The organism is Mycobacterium sp. 1164966.3, assembly GCF_001665395.1.
Taxonomy (GTDB): domain Bacteria; phylum Actinomycetota; class Actinomycetes; order Mycobacteriales; family Mycobacteriaceae; genus Mycobacterium.
Window position 1 is genome coordinate 428,746 of sequence record NZ_LZSG01000044.1, and the last position, 14,110, is coordinate 442,855.

A 14,110-nucleotide genomic window follows, 5' to 3' on the forward strand; every position below is an offset into this window, starting at 1 on the left:
TTGGCGCGTCGCCGAATACGTGCCTCCGGTTCGGTCGTATAGCTCGCGGACAGTCATCGGGTCAGCATGGCATGCACACTGTCCGCGAACGCAGCGGTGGTGAAGCAGGTGGGTTCGGCGAATTCCTCCAGCGTGAGCGCGTCCTGCCAGCGTGCATCGGCTGCGGCACGCAGCAGCGGCTTCGTCATGGCGACCGCGTGCGCCGGCATCGCGGCCACCCGCGCGCACCACTCGTCGGCAGTCGGAAGGAGCTCGTCGTGCGCAACGACCTGCTGCACCAGCCCCAGGCGTTGGGCGGCATGGGCGTCGATGTGCTCTCCCCGCAGGTAGTAGGCGAGCGCGCCCTGGTAGCCGAGGCACCGCGTGAGCGCCCAGCTGGTGCCGACCTCCGGGATCAGACCGAGGCGGCCGAACGCGGGGACAATCACGGCGCGCTCGCTGGCGATCGTCAGATCACAGGTCAACGCCCAAGCCAGCCCGACGCCGGCGGCGGCGCCGTTGAGCGCGGCAATGAAAATGGTGTCCGATCCGGCGATAAGCCGTGCAATACCGCCGAATTCGCGGCGAATCCATCGCCATACGTCGGCCACACCCTCCGGTTGAGTCAATCGCTCGGTGGCCGTGCGCATCATCTTCAGGTCGCCGCCGGCGCTGAAGCCCGGGTCGGCGCCGGTCAACACCACCGCGCGAACGCCGGGTTCGTCGATGAGCTTCTCGAGTGCACGTCGCAGTTGCCGAACCAGAGGAGCGGAAAGCACATTCAGCCGGTCGGGTTCGTCGAGTATCACCACCGCGCAGTCATCACGCCGGTTTACCTGGATCCGTTGCACTGCTTGCGGGTCGTCACCATCGGCGAGCATGCGGTTGTACAGCGATTCCGTCATCGGCGTTCCTCCTCAATAGGTTTGGCGCGCAACACCATCCATGCTGCGTCGGCGAATGCTTTGATGGCGCGGCGGGGCAGCTGCGGATCTTCCCCGGCAATCCAGTGCCGACTGAATTCCTGTGCGGGGCCAAACCACAATGCGGCGGTAATGCCAGGCCGCATCGGCTGCAACGCGCCATAGGCATGATGCGGCCGCCACCAGTCCCGGATGGCAGCGAAGAACTCACGATTACAGTCACGCAACGCGGCGCTGTCGAGGCGGTCCCCGAGCAGCAACGCCGCCTCGGCGCGATTGGCCGCCACCCACCGCAGGTGGTGCTCGACGCCGCCGCGGATACCGCCATCGGCGGTGGCATGCTTCCGCAACATGGCCACGAACCCGGCCTGATATTCACTCATCACTTCGGCGTACACGGCCGCAGCGAGCGCCGGTTTGTCCGGAAAGTGGTGGTACAGCGCACCCACGCTCACTTCCGCCTCACGCCGAACCTCGTCCAGCGTGGCGGCCAGTGCGCCGTCGACCGCGAACCGGCGCCGCGCGACCTCCAGCAACTTGCCCCGCGCGTCGGACTTCGGCACGAGTAATACTCTAGCTGAACCGAGGATTCCTCGGTAGTGTCAGGGCAAGTGACTAAACCGGCGGCGGCTCGATCCGCTGCACGGTGCCGACCCGATCAATTGACCGGTCGAACGACGCGACCCGACCAACGCCTGTGCTCTCGGCGCACGCGACCAAATAGGCTTCTGCGAAGTCAATCCGCTCGACTTCATAAACCTCAATAGCACGCAGCAGCAGTGCCGGATCTACGCAGACGACCGAGTCGAAGGCGACGAGGGAGCGCATCGCCTGGGCTATTTGGCTGCGGGGTGCCTGGTAGAACGACTCCAACACATACACCGTCTCGGCCAGGACGAGATCAGTCAGGAGCAGTTCCTGTTCGGCTGCGAGGTACGAAGTCGCGCGGGCTGCCATCTCCGGCGGGTCGCCGGTCAGGTGCCGAACCAGGACGTTGGTATCGATGAAAGCGCTCACCGTCGCGACGCAGCACGATCTGACCTGGTGCGGCGGATGACGTCGTCCCAAATGGCGTTGCGCTTCGCTGCGGGCACCCGAACTGTGCCGGCCATAGAGAGCAAGTCCGGCGTTCGCGCGAGCAGGGCACGATCGCCTTCGACGCGGAATATCACTTCATCGCCCGCGTGAATGCCCAGCGCGTCCCGCACCGCCTTGGGGATGGTGACCTGCCCCTTTGACGTCACCGTAGCGGCAATATCCACCCTTCCTCCTTACTTCTAAGTTCAAGTAAGGATAGCGCGTAGCTCGGTGACACGGCGAGCAGACGCAAAATCCCCCGACACGCCGAGGTTTTCGGGGATTTTGCGTTCCCCCGCAAGCGGGAGGTGCCCCCAGCTCGCGCTTACACGAATGCGCTCTGCCCGGTGATGTGCCGGCCGACGATGAGGGACTGGATCTCGGCGGTTCCCTCGTAGGTCACCAGGGCTTCCATGTCGCACAGATGACGCATCACGTGGAAGTCGAGCGTGATGCCGTTGCCGCCCAATACGTCTCGGGCAAGTCGACATACATTGCGGCCCTTGACCGTGCAGTAGTACTTGGCGAGCGCGGCCATCGTCTCTTCGATCTTGCCTTCGTCGATGAGCCGGCCCAGCCGGATGCTGTAGAGCTGCATGGCGGTGAGGTCACCGAGCATCTCCACCAGCATCGACTGGATGATCTGGGTCCTGGCGATCGGCCGGCCGAACTGCTTGCGCCGCAACGCGTAGTTCAGCGCGATCTCGTAGGCGGCGACGGCGTTCCCGGTTCCGCCCCACGCGACGAAATTGCGCGTGCCGGCGAGCACCTTGCCAATGTCCTTGAAGCTGTTGCAGTTCTGCAACCGGGCAGCTTCGGACACGCGGCAGTTGGTGAGGGTGATGTCCGCGTTCTGCACGATCCGCAGCGACATCTTGCCGCCGATCTTGGTCGCCACGTAGCCCGGATTGTCCTTCTCCACGACGAACGCCTTGACTTGGTTGTCCGCGGTGTCGCGCGCGTATACGACGATGATGTCGCACCACACGGCGTTGCCCGGCCAACGCTTGCGGCCGTTGAGCACCCATTCGTCGCCGTGACGCTCAGCGGTGGCCTCCAGGACGACGGCGTCGGAGCCGTGCTCGGGCTCGGTCAGAGCGAAAGCGCCGATCTTTTCCAGGCGCGCCATCGCCGGCAGGTAGTGCTGCCGCTGTTCCTCGGAACCGAGGATGTTGATCGATTGCATCGCCAACCCGACATGCACGCCGAAGAAGGTGCAGATGCTGCCGTCCACGCGGGATAGCTCGTACGTGATGAGTCCATTTGCGACCGCACTCATCCGCGTGCAGCCATAGTCGCCCAGGTTGTGGTCGCCCACGATGTTCAGCGCGGCGAGTTTGGGGATCAGCTCGAACGGAAACTCGCCGCGTTCCCAGTAGTCGTTGACGATCGGCAGGATCTCGGCCTCGCCAAACGCGCGGACCTTGGCAAAGATCTCCTTTTCCTGGTCGGTCAGCTGATCCTTCATCAAGAAATAGTCGGTGCCCCGGGCACGGCCGATGTCCTCGCAGAGTGAGGCGGTGGCTGGATCGGCGTCCTTGGCGCCTCGCGTCTTGAACGAGGTGACTGGGTTCGGCATCTTTGAGATTGAAGTCATGGTCTTTCTCCGGGTTCAAGCAGGAACTGTTCGATGACGGGAGCTAGTTCTGGCGCGTTGTGCACCAGATCGATGTGCCCGCCGTCATGCAAATGCAGGCGGGAATGCGGGAGCAATGTGTGCATGATGTGGGCGTTGACAACCGGGATGATCGGATCGTCGGTGCCCGCCACGATCAACGTCCGCTGTCGCACCGCCGGCAGCGCGAACAGGCTGGTCCACACCGAGCCTGCGAGCAGTTGATGCAAGTATCCGATCCGCGATCCGGCATGCAGCTGACGCACGAACAGTCGCGCCACATCCTCGCCATGCGCTCGGACGGTGCCGCCGTACAGCTCCCCCGCAATGGACGCGGCGTAGTCCGGATCCGAGAACCTGCGCGGTGTCAGCATTTTCGCCAGAATGCGCGGCCGCGCTGGCACCATCAGCGCCCCGGTACCCGTCGCGACCAGCACCAGGCGCCGGCAGCGGCGCGGATTCTGGAACGCGAACTGCTGTGCAAGGGCACCGCCCCACGACAGCCCCAGCACGTCCACCACACCGATGTTCAGCCTGGACAGCACCCGGCCCAGAACCCAGGCAAGGTAGGGAAACCCGTAGGGCAGAACAGAAGTAGGTGAGCCTCCGGTGCCAGGCACGTCGAATCTGACTACCGTGCAACCCAATTGCTCGACTAACGGGTCGAGCACCTCGAGGCTGGCGCCGATGCCGTTGCACAGCACCAGCGGCACCCCCGCTCCCCGGTGCACGTTCACCCGGATGCGCTGTCCGCCGGCGGTGACGTAGTGCTCCTCGCCGATAGCAGATGCGGCCGCAGGGCGGGTGCGCGGCACCTCACTTCTCCATCACGTAACTGCCGGGCGCCGGACCTAGCGGCGGGAAGCCTTCCCCCCCAAGCATTTTGGGGGCATCGACCTCTGGGCCGCTGCGTTCGGCCAGCCAGCCCACATAGTCCGGCCACCAGGAGTCGGCGAATTTCTGCGCGGAGTCGAGCCACTGCTGGGGATCTTCGGCATCGACCGGCCCCGTTCGGAAGGACGCCTTTGGATTGCCGGGCGGATTGACCAACGCGGCGATGTGCCCGCTGGTGGACAGCACGTATCGGTTGTCCTTGCTGCCGAGCAAGCGCGCGCTGCGATAGGTCGCCTGCCATGGGGAAATGTGATCGGCGACCCCGCCTATCACGTAGGCATCACAGCTGATCTTGGCCAGGTCGACCGGGCTGCCCAGCATGCTGACCTCGCCCCCAGGGACCAGCGAGTTCCGCAGTCCCATCAACACCATGTCGCGGTGCAGCGCGGCGGCCATCCGGGTGGTGTCGGCATTCCAGAACAACACATCGAACGCCGCGGGCTTGCGGCCCTGCACGTAGTTGTTCACCACGTAACGCCACACCAGGTCGGTGGGTCGCAGCCAGGCGAACATCTCGGCCATGTCGCGTCCGTCTAGGAAACCCTTTTTGGCCGAAACCCGAATCGCGGCCTGCGCGGCGCGATCACTCATCGCGGCGGCGGCGAAACCGGCCCGGGTCTCATCCAGCACGGTGACCGCCAGAGTGAGGCCGGCGATCCGATCGGCCTCGCCGATGTTGGCCAGGTGGGCCGCAGTCATCGCCGCCAGGATGCCGCCCGAGCAGGTGGCCAGCAGGTGCACATTATCGGTCCCACCGATCTTCTGCACCGCGTCCATCGCTTCGACGATCGCCCCGCCGTAGGCATCGAAACCCCAATCCCGGTGACGCGCTTGAGGATTGCGCCACGACATCACGAACACCTGCTGACCCTGTTGGACGAAGTACTCGATCATGCTGCGGCCAGGTGCGATGTCCATGATGTAGTACTTGTTGATCACTGGCGGCACCATGAGCAGCGGAATGCTGCGTACTTTGGCGGTCTGTGGGGCGTATTGAATCAACTCGAACATCGAAGTCTGCAGCACCACAGCACCTTTGGTGACGGCCACGGTCTCTCCCACCGCAAAGGCATCGGGCTCGACCATGGCCGGCACCCGCGGCTTTGAAAGCATGTCGCGGGCAAAGGCTTTCGCCCCCCGGACTGCGCTCAGACCACCGGTGTCGATCAATGCCTTCCAGCCCAGCGGGCTGATCAGCGGGTTGTTGCTGGGTGCCAGGCCCTCGATAAAGTTGTCCACCACGAACTGCATCTTCTCGTTGTCACGCCAGTCCAGCTGGGCGTCGGCGAGCAGCCCTTCCGCGGTCTCGGCTCCGGCCAGGTAAGCCTGCATGACCCGGTGCAGCAGCGGATTCTCCTGCCATGCAGGGTCGGCGAACCGCTTGTCGGCCCGCGCCGGAGCGCGGTGCGAGTTGCCCGCCGCGATGCTGCCGAGCTCACGGGTGAGCGTGGCAGCGCGGTCGGCCACCGCGCCAGGGTGCTGCGCGAGGTTCGCGGCGACGCGAGCCCAGGTGGCGTCGGGCATCATCCGCCTGGCGAACGGCCGGGTCGCGCTCGTGAGCAACAGGTCGAGCGGGGCGGCCAGTTCGTCTGGTCTTGTTTGAGTTGCCATGGTTATCGGGTGCTTTCGGTTGTCGGAACTGTGATGTCGCGCTTTTGGACCTTTCCGGTGGGTCCCTTGGGCAGCTCGTCGACGAGCCAGACCTTGCGCGGGTACTTGTAGGCGGCCACCCGCTCCTTGACGTAATCGCGCAGCTCGTCAGGGCTAACCGCGGCATCTTTCTTGAGCGCGACCGCGGCGCCGACTTCCTCACCGAGAGAGTCGTGCGGGATGCCGACGACGGCGGCCTCGGCCACTGCCGGATGCTCGTAGAGCACTTCCTCGATCTCGCGGGGATACACGTTGTAGCCACCGCGGATGATCATGTCCTTGGTGCGGTCGACGATGTAGAAGTAGCCATCCTCGTCGACGCGTCCGACGTCGCCGGTGTTGAGCCAGCCGTCGGCGGTGATCGTTGATTTCGTCGCTTCGGGCATATTCCAGTAGCCCTTCATGAGGTTGTGCCCGCGGATCTGAATCTCGCCCGTCTCGCCCTGGGGAACCTCAACGCCGTCCAGGTCCACCACTCGCATCTCGACGCCGTCGATCGGGGTGCCGATCGAGCCCGGTTTGCGGGGCCGGTGCGGGTGATTGAACGCGGCCGCCGGAGAACTTTCGGAGAGACCGTAGCCCTCGAGAACGGTGCAGCCAAAAGCCTTTTCGAAATCGGCGAGAACCTGGATGGGCAGCGCCGCACCACCGGAAATGCAAGTGCGCAGACTTCGCGTCGCTCCCGGGGCGGCTTCCTCGGCCACGCTGAGCAACGCCGAATACATCGTCGGCACCCCTTCGAACACCGTGACGGCGTCACGCTCGATCACCTCGAGGGCCTTGCGGGGATCGAACCGGGGTAAGAGCGTCAACGCCGCACCGGCCAGTACCGCGCCGTTGAGCCCACAGGTCAGCCCGAACACGTGAAACAGCGGCAAGCAGCCCATCACCACGTCGTCCGGCCCGGTTTCGATGAGCGTGCGGACGCCGACGTCGGCGTTGCGGCCCAGATTGCCGTGAGTGAGCATGGCGCCCTTGGGTTTTCCGGTGGTGCCGGACGTGTGCAGGATGACGGCGACGTCGTCGTCGTCGCGTTCTACGGGGGACTCCTGGGCGGGGAGGTCGCTGATCAGCTCGGCCAGTCCGGCATCGTCGACAACCCAGCACTTGGCGCCCACCTCGGCGACACCGGCGTTGGCCTCGTCTGCGAAGGCGGGTGTGGCGAACAATGCTTTGGCGCTGGTGTTGGAAAGGTAGAAGGCCACCTCGCGGGATTTCAGCAGCGGATTCATCGGGACCGCGGTCGCGCCGCGATACATGATCCCGTAGAAAGCGATCGCGAATGCCGGTGTGTTGGGCAACATCAGGCCAACTCGATCGCCCGGTTCAACCCCGGCCTGCTCCAGCAACGTCGCCACGCGCGCGGCTGCGGCGTCGAACTCGGTGAAGGTGAACTGCAAATCGTCACAGCGGAGCGCAACGCGGTCGGGGTGACGCTCTTTCGATGCAACGAGATTGGCGCTTAGTGCGGTCATGAGCTGCCTCCGGGAAGTGCTTGCCGTGCGTGTTTCCAGCGTCGTCTCTGCGACCGCAGACCACAATGTGCGCGCAAACAACAGCGAGCCCTGTTCGGTGTTACCGCGGACATCGGCGCGTTTCCGGGCATAGGGTTTGGCGGTATGGGCGTGGTATCCGAGCCCCGCAGCGGGCCGCGCGGCGCGGCGGTGGATCCGCACGTCATCGAGCTCGGCAAGCTCATGCTGGCCCGCGCCCCGGAGCTGGGCATGGCCATGGCCGACGTGCTCTGCCGCGAGATCGACGCATACCGGGACGGCAGCGTCGTTACCCGGGATCAGGTCGCCGAAAGCTGTGTCGCGAACGTGACATTCATCTTCCACTCGCTGGCCGGGGAAGCCGATGTCTCGCCGGCCGAGCAGACCGGCACCGAGCGTGCACTGGCCGGTGTGCCGCTGCCGGCGGTGATGACCGCCTATCGGATGGGTTTCCGATTCATGTGGGAGGAGACCCTGGCCACCGCCCGGGCCGCGGCAATACCCACCGAGTCGATCCTGGATGCGACCGCACGGGTCTTCTTCGCCCAAGAGACCTTCACCCAGGCCATGAGCGATGCCTACCGCCAACAATTGACGGCCCAGATCCTAGAGCGGGAGGAAGAGCGATCGGCGCTGGTGGAAGCGCTGCTGTCGCGGCGCATGACCGATCGGCAGAGCCTCTGGGAGGCGGCCGACCTGTTGCGGCTGCCGACTTCCGGACCCTACGTCGTGGTGGCGGCCGAGCTGCCCGCGATCGGGAAGCTGGGATTGCCGGCAATCGAGAACAAGCTGTCCGCCCGTGACATCCGCTCGGCATGGCGGCTGCTGCCGGACTTACAGGTCGGGATCGTGCATCTGCGACCGTCCGACGGCCACGGCGCGCTGCTCGAGGTACTGCGACAGGCCGCTACCGCCCGTGTCGGCATCAGTCCACCGTTTCACGAGCTGTCCGAGACCAGCGACGCGCTGCGATACGCCCGGCTGGCGGTCAGCGGGAAACCCTCGTCGGAGTCTCTGGTCGCCGTGTTCGACGACACGCCGCTCGCGGTCGCGGCGGTCAGCGCACCCGAGGTCATGGCGAAGATCAAGTCGTCGCTGCTGGGGCGGGTGGACGAACTGCCGGCCGACGAACGCACAGTGCTGCTAGACACCTTTCAGGCTTGGCTGCAGGCGGGCGGCTCTGCCAACGACACCGCCACCCTGATTTATTGCCATCCCAATACCGTCCGGCACCGGCTGCGCCGCATCGAGGAGTTGACCGGCCGAACGCTTTCGCGGCCACGCGATCTCGCCGAGCTGTGTCTGGCCTTCGAGATCGAGCGGCGCCTGCCTTAGTGGGCCTCTAGCGGCTTTTGTCTCGGGAAAACAACACCACACAACAACTTCGTCGGTTCGGCACATTACTGCACTGAGGCCGGGTGGGTAAATTCTCTACTCGAAGCCAGTGATTCGATCACCGCCAGCTCGAATCCTCAAGTGCTGCAATATATCCCGATCATCCCGACACCGCCGCACGGCGGAGAAACGAAGGCGAACCATGTTCGAAGCCATCACCCAAATCAGCATCTACCTCGCCATGGTTCTGCTTCCGGTGCTCATCCCCGCAGCGTTCCACGTCGTCTACGTTGCCCGCGACCGGCGGCAGTCCTACCTGCGGAACCGGGCAGTCCGGATGCCCCGGGCCACCGCATACGGTCGCCTGGCCGTCCCCGCCGCTGCCTGATCCGTACCCACAGAACCCGCCCGGGCCCGCCAAAGTCGCCGGGCCCGGTCAGTTCGTTTGCAGGACCGCGGCGCCGTACCAGTGACAGGCGAGCAATGCCAGTTCCACCTCGAGCCGGTCCGTACCGATCTCGCGGCCGCGCCGGGCAACGGCCCGGCCCACTCGGTATTTGACCGAGTTGAAGTGCATGCTGAGTTCCTCGGCGGCCACCTTGTAGCTGCCGCCGCAGCCCAGATACACCCGCAGTGTGTCGCGTAGCCGCGCGTCGTTCTCGGTGTCGGCGGCAAGGTTGCCGAGCACGTCGGCCACCCATTCGCGGGTGCCGGCCACGTCTCCGCCGAGTCGCGCGACAACCGACAGGCCCGGGTCGCTGGCGGCGATCACCCTCGGTGCCGAAGAGTTCGGCTGTTCGGTGACGATCGCGACGTCGCGGGCCTCGGCTGCCTGGCGGTGCGAGTGGCGGAAGCCGTCGATACCGGCGCCCATCGTCCCGATTGCCACGCTGGGCGAGTCCTTCTCGGTCTGTGCGAACCGGCGAATCGTTGCCACGGCGTCGTCGACCGCTGCCCGATAGGGCAGCCAGCCCCACCCGCTGCTGCGGTCCGCGGCGACGAACAGCGGGCCGGCGTCGACACCGGCGGCTTCGCCCAGTTCGCGCAAGAACTTCTGCAGCCGGGGAAGTTCGTCGACTTCGGCGCCCTGGTCCGGATACCACAGGACCAGTCCGACGTGGTGCCAGCGCAGCGGATAGCGGATCGACGTGGTCGCCGCATCGACATCGATGCTCTTGGTTGCGGCCAGGATCTCCCGTACCCGCACGCCGCGCAGGGTGTTCTGGTTTTCCAGCCATCGTTCGCGTTCGTCTTCGTAGATCACGACGACCTGCTGCGACATCCAGTCGATGTAGGCGAATATCGCGGTGCCCATCGCCTCGATCACCGCTACCCGCATCGCGTCGGGGATGTCGATCGCACGCAATTCGGCGAAGATCAGCTCGGTCATCCGGCGCTGACCAAGCCGGTAGGCGCGCACCAGCGCATTGACGGGAACCCCATGCTGGGCCAGGCGGCGCGCATATTCCAGCGCCGCAGTGGGGGCCTCGACACGCTCGACCGCAATGTCGTAGCGCATCGCGTGCAACATGGTGTCGACGTTGCCCTCGATGCTGGCCCAGAGCAGCTCCATGATGCGCGGGTCCCGGCGCAGATCGGCGATTTGATCCTTCAGAGCGGCATGAATCTCCGACGTCACGTCGGCCAGCCGACCGTGCAATCGGGCGGCGATGTCGGCGACGTAGCGGCTCACCTCGACTTGGGCATCGAGGGTGCCCGGCCGCGGTTTCTCCACGCTCTCGACGTTAGCCGCCGCAGTTGTTTTTGGGCGATAATGCCGCCGGCCAGGTTTGTCGGTCAGCGACTGTCTCGCGCGTTCGCGAATTCCTAGCGTTAGCGGCACTCTGTCGTCGCAACCAAGGAGCCACCACCATGGCACTCACCCAACCTCACCTCGCCGCCGTCGATCCGGACGAGTTCTTGCGCAAGCCGCTGATGGAGCGAATGCGTATCCTCGCCGCGGATTGGGCCGAAAACGGTTTCGGCTCACCACGGATCGTCCACCTGATCTACATCGTGAAGCTGGTCGTGTTCTTCGCGATCGGCGGGATCACGGTAGCCACGGCGACATCGGGCCTGCCGGCTTTCTGGCATGTCACCGACTGGTGGAACCAGCCGATCGTCTACCAGAAAGTCATCCTGTGGACCGTGCTGCTCGAGGCCATCGGCGTCGCCGGATCCTGGGGTCCGCTGGCCGGCAAGATCAAGCCGATGACCGGCGGCATCTACTTCTGGGCCCGGCCGAACACCATCCGGTTGCGCCCGTGGAAGTGGGTACCTTTCACCAACGGTGACCGGCGCACCTGGTTCGACATCGGGCTGTACCTGGCGCTGCTTGCCAGCCTGGCCGTTGCCTTGGTGCTGCCGGGTGTGCACAGCGACTCGCTGTCAAAGATGGTGCCGGACAACGTATCCGGACTGGTAAGCCCCGCGCTGCTGGTGGCCCCGATCGCGTTGCTGGTTTTGGTGGGCCTGCGGGACAAGACCATCTTCCTGGCCGCCCGCGGCGAGCAGTACTTCCCGGCACTGGTGTTCTTCGCCGTACTGCCCTTCACCAACATGATCGTCGCGCTGAAGATGCTGATCGTGGTGGTATGGGTGGGCGCCGGCTTCTCGAAGTTCGGCAAGCACTTCTCCAACGTGATTCCGCCGATGGTCAGCAACAGCCCCTTCATTCCGTCCAAGTGGCTGAAGCGGGCGCACTACCGGGATTTCCCGCGCGACATGCGGCCGTCGCGGGTGGCGGATTTCATGGCACACGTCAACGGCACCTTCGTCGAGATCGTCGCCCCGCTGGTCCTGTTCTTCTCCACCAACAAATGGCTGACGCTGGCCGCGGCGCTGCTCATGGTGGCCTTCCACCTGTTCATCATCTCGACCTTCCCGCTGGCCGTCCCGCTGGAATGGAACGTCGTATTCGCTTACACCACAGCGTTTTTGTTCCTCGGGTTCCCGAATCGCGACGGATACGCCCCGTGGGACATGACGCCGCCCTGGCTGGCCGCCGTCATTGCCGCGGGTCTGCTGTTCTTCCCCATTCTGGGTAACCTGCGCCCGGACAGGGTCTCCTTCCTGCCGTCGCTGCGGCAGTACGCGGGCAACTGGGCGTCGGCGGTGTGGGCGTTCGCACCGGGTGCGGAAGCCAAGCTGGACCGGGTCACCCGCTCGGCCGGAAACCAGGTCGACCAGTTCATCGCCTTCGGTTACGAACCGCAGTGGGCCGAGATCACCGCACAGAAGACCATCGCCTGGCGCACCATGCACAGTCAGGGCCGCGGCCTGTTCTCGCTGCTGGTCAGCCACCTGCCCGACGTCGACACCCGGACCGTGCGGGAAGGCGAGTTCTTGTGCAATTCCCTGATCGGGTTCAACTTCGGCGACGGCCACCTGCACAATGAAGACTTGATCAAAGCAGTGCAGCGGCAAGCCGAATTCGAGCCGGGCGAGTGTGTCATCGCCTGGGTGGAGTCGGAGGCCGTGGGCAGCGGCGTACAGCACTACAAGTTAATCGACGCCGCTTTGGGTGTCATCGAGCGCGGGACCTGGAAGGTCGCCGACGTGGTGGCCGAACAGCCCTGGCTACCCAACGGACCCGTTCCGACGCAGGTGAGTTGGTCGCTGCGCGACGGGACGTGTTCGTCGCGGCGCGAAAGTGAGCGAGGAGCCCTGACATGAGCACGGCAATGGTGGTGGGCGGCGGGCCTAATGGGCTCGCCGCCGCCATTTCCCTGGCGGCAGAAGGCGTGGACGTCACCGTGCTGGAGGCAGCCGACGAGGTCGGTGGTGGCGTCCGCAGCAGCGAAGCGATCGTCCCGGGCCTGTTGCACGACCACTGCTCGGCCATCCACCCGATGGCCGTCGGCTCGCAGTTCCTCGCCCGGTTCGACCTGCAGCGGCACGGCCTGTCGTGGCGCTGGCCGGAGATAGATTGCGTACACCCGCTCGACGGCGGCGGCGCAGGCGTCCTGCGCCGTTCAGTATCGGACACTGTCGCCGGTCTGGGTCGCGACGGATCGCGGTGGCGGCTGGCGTTCGGGTACCCTTCGGCGCGCTTCGATGTCCTGAGCGACGACATCATGCGGCCACTGCTGCGGCTGCCGCACCATCCGCTTGCGTTGGCACGCTTCGGTGCACCCACCGTGTTGCCGGCGTCGGCGTTCGCCCGGCTGTTCCGCACCGACGAGGGCCGCGCGTTGTTCGGAGGCGTTGCGGCCCATGCCTTCCGGCCGTTGCACTACCCGATGACCACGGCCATCGGGATGGGCATCATCGCCGCCGGCCATCGGCACGGCTGGGCGGTGGCCGAAGGCGGTTCGCAGTCGATCACGCACGCGATGGTGGCGGTGCTGGGCGAACTGGGCGGCAAGATCGAGACGGGCGTCCGGGTCGAGACCTTGTCGCAGCTGCCGTCGGCGGACGTCACCATGTTCGATCTGGCGCCCGGCGCGGTCGCCGGTATTCTCGGCGAGCGGTTGCCGCGCCGAATTGCCCGCGCATTCACCAGGTTCCGGCGCGGTCCCGGCGCATTCAAGGTCGACTTCGCCGTCGAGGACGGCGTGCCGTGGACGAACCCCGACGCGCACCTGGCCGGCACAGTGCATCTGGCCGGGACCTACGCCGAACTCGCCGCAACCGAGCGGGAGATCCACGCCGGGCGGATGCCCGAGCGCCCGTTCGTGCTAGTCGGGCAGCAGTATCTGGCCGACCCGCAACGCTCGGTGGGCAATGTCCACCCAGTGTGGAGCTACGCGCATGTCCCCAACGGCTACACCGGCGACGCGACCGAGGCCATCATCGCCCAGATCGAGCGGTTCGCGCCCGGCTTCCGGGACCGCGTGGTAGGCCAGGCTGTCCGGACCACGACGCAGATGTCCACCTACAACCTCAACTACGTCGGCGGCGACATCATGACCGGCGCCAAGGACATTCGCCAGCTGACGTTCGGCCCGCGAATCACACTGTCGCCCTACACCATTGGCGTGCCGGGCATGTATATCTGCTCGGCGGCGACCCCGCCGGGGCCCGGCGCGCACGGTATGTGTGGCGCCAACGCCGCCCAACTCGCGCTGGCATACCTCGCCAGATAGCGCGAGCAGACGCAAAAGCACCCGAACGCACGGCGTGTCGGGTGTTTTGCGTCTGCT

The 14,110-nt window shown here is 65.6% G+C and carries 13 protein-coding genes; 4 read left to right on the top strand and 9 right to left on the bottom strand.

Annotation, left to right across the window (positions count from 1 at the left end; genetic code table 11):
* Nucleotides 1-53: 53 nt before the first annotated feature.
* From A9W99_RS17800 to A9W99_RS17835, 8 genes are all read right to left on the bottom strand, one after another.
* Nucleotides 54-884 (bottom strand): enoyl-CoA hydratase/isomerase family protein, encoded by an 831-nt coding sequence (locus A9W99_RS17800; RefSeq protein ID WP_067380714.1) that lies wholly within the window; start codon nt 882-884, stop codon nt 54-56.
* The gene (locus tag A9W99_RS17805) at nt 881-1,465 is read right to left on the bottom strand and encodes a TetR/AcrR family transcriptional regulator (protein ID WP_067380717.1); all 585 of its coding nucleotides are present in this window, start codon (nt 1,463-1,465) and stop codon (nt 881-883) included. The genes A9W99_RS17800 and A9W99_RS17805 overlap by 4 nt, the downstream gene beginning before the upstream one ends.
* 52 nt (nt 1,466-1,517) lie before the next feature.
* Nucleotides 1,518-1,919 (bottom strand): PIN domain-containing protein, encoded by a 402-nt coding sequence (locus tag A9W99_RS17810; protein WP_067380719.1) that lies wholly within the window; start codon nt 1,917-1,919, stop codon nt 1,518-1,520.
* Entirely contained in the window at nt 1,916-2,164 is a 249-nt protein-coding gene (locus A9W99_RS17815; RefSeq protein ID WP_067380721.1) for an AbrB/MazE/SpoVT family DNA-binding domain-containing protein, read from the bottom strand. The genes A9W99_RS17810 and A9W99_RS17815 overlap by 4 nt, the downstream gene beginning before the upstream one ends.
* 140 nt (nt 2,165-2,304) lie before the next feature.
* On the bottom strand, nt 2,305-3,558 hold the full coding sequence (locus A9W99_RS17820) for an acyl-CoA dehydrogenase family protein (protein ID WP_082930073.1): 1,254 nt from the start codon (nt 3,556-3,558) through the stop codon (nt 2,305-2,307).
* A 14-nt stretch (nt 3,559-3,572) separates the two neighbouring features.
* Nucleotides 3,573-4,409: an alpha/beta fold hydrolase gene (locus A9W99_RS17825; RefSeq protein WP_067380723.1), complete on the bottom strand. Its 837-nt coding sequence runs from the start codon at nt 4,407-4,409 to the stop codon at nt 3,573-3,575.
* Between the two features lies 1 nt (nt 4,410).
* A complete protein-coding gene (locus A9W99_RS17830; protein ID WP_067380725.1) occupies nt 4,411-6,099 on the bottom strand; it encodes an alpha/beta hydrolase in 1,689 nt (562 codons plus the stop codon).
* A gap of 2 nt (nt 6,100-6,101) precedes the next feature.
* Nucleotides 6,102-7,613, bottom strand: coding sequence for a long-chain fatty acid--CoA ligase (locus A9W99_RS17835; protein ID WP_067380727.1), 1,512 nt, complete (start codon nt 7,611-7,613; stop codon nt 6,102-6,104).
* A 144-nt stretch (nt 7,614-7,757) separates the two neighbouring features.
* On the opposite strand from A9W99_RS17835, the gene A9W99_RS17840 reads away from it, so the two are divergent.
* The gene (locus tag A9W99_RS17840; protein WP_082930058.1) at nt 7,758-8,966 is read left to right on the top strand and encodes a CdaR family transcriptional regulator; all 1,209 of its coding nucleotides are present in this window, start codon (nt 7,758-7,760) and stop codon (nt 8,964-8,966) included.
* A gap of 202 nt (nt 8,967-9,168) precedes the next feature.
* Complete coding sequence (locus tag A9W99_RS17845; RefSeq protein ID WP_067380729.1) at nt 9,169-9,354, top strand: hypothetical protein; 186 nt, start codon at nt 9,169-9,171, stop codon at nt 9,352-9,354.
* Nucleotides 9,355-9,402: 48 nt separating this feature from the next.
* Here A9W99_RS17845 and A9W99_RS17850 read toward each other — a convergent pair whose 3' ends face one another.
* A complete protein-coding gene (locus tag A9W99_RS17850) occupies nt 9,403-10,701 on the bottom strand; it encodes a CdaR family transcriptional regulator (RefSeq protein WP_067380739.1) in 1,299 nt (432 codons plus the stop codon).
* A 137-nt stretch (nt 10,702-10,838) separates the two neighbouring features.
* Here A9W99_RS17850 and A9W99_RS17855 point away from each other — a divergent pair, with 137 nt between their 5' ends.
* Both A9W99_RS17855 and A9W99_RS17860 read left to right on the top strand, forming a co-directional pair.
* Entirely contained in the window at nt 10,839-12,641 is a 1,803-nt protein-coding gene (locus A9W99_RS17855) for a DUF3556 domain-containing protein (RefSeq protein WP_067380741.1), read from the top strand.
* Nucleotides 12,638-14,053, top strand: coding sequence for an NAD(P)/FAD-dependent oxidoreductase (locus tag A9W99_RS17860; protein WP_067380744.1), 1,416 nt, complete (start codon nt 12,638-12,640; stop codon nt 14,051-14,053). The genes A9W99_RS17855 and A9W99_RS17860 overlap by 4 nt, the downstream gene beginning before the upstream one ends.
* Nucleotides 14,054-14,110 lie beyond the last annotated feature (57 nt).

Excerpts from the sequence above, each read along its gene's own strand:
- A9W99_RS17800 (WP_067380714.1), bottom strand. The coding sequence starts at position 884 with ATGACGGAATCGCTGTACAACCGCATGCTCGCCGATGGTGACGACCCG.
- A9W99_RS17820 (WP_082930073.1), bottom strand. The coding sequence starts at position 3,558 with ATGCCGAACCCAGTCACCTCGTTCAAGACGCGAGGCGCCAAGGACGCC.
- A9W99_RS17830 (WP_067380725.1), bottom strand. The coding sequence starts at position 6,099 with ATGGCAACTCAAACAAGACCAGACGAACTGGCCGCCCCGCTCGACCTG.
- A9W99_RS17835 (WP_067380727.1), bottom strand. The coding sequence starts at position 7,613 with ATGACCGCACTAAGCGCCAATCTCGTTGCATCGAAAGAGCGTCACCCC.
- A9W99_RS17840 (WP_082930058.1), top strand. The coding sequence starts at position 7,758 with ATGGGCGTGGTATCCGAGCCCCGCAGCGGGCCGCGCGGCGCGGCGGTG.
- A9W99_RS17845 (WP_067380729.1), top strand. The coding sequence starts at position 9,169 with ATGTTCGAAGCCATCACCCAAATCAGCATCTACCTCGCCATGGTTCTG.
- A9W99_RS17855 (WP_067380741.1), top strand. The coding sequence starts at position 10,839 with ATGGCACTCACCCAACCTCACCTCGCCGCCGTCGATCCGGACGAGTTC.
- A9W99_RS17860 (WP_067380744.1), top strand. The coding sequence starts at position 12,638 with ATGAGCACGGCAATGGTGGTGGGCGGCGGGCCTAATGGGCTCGCCGCC.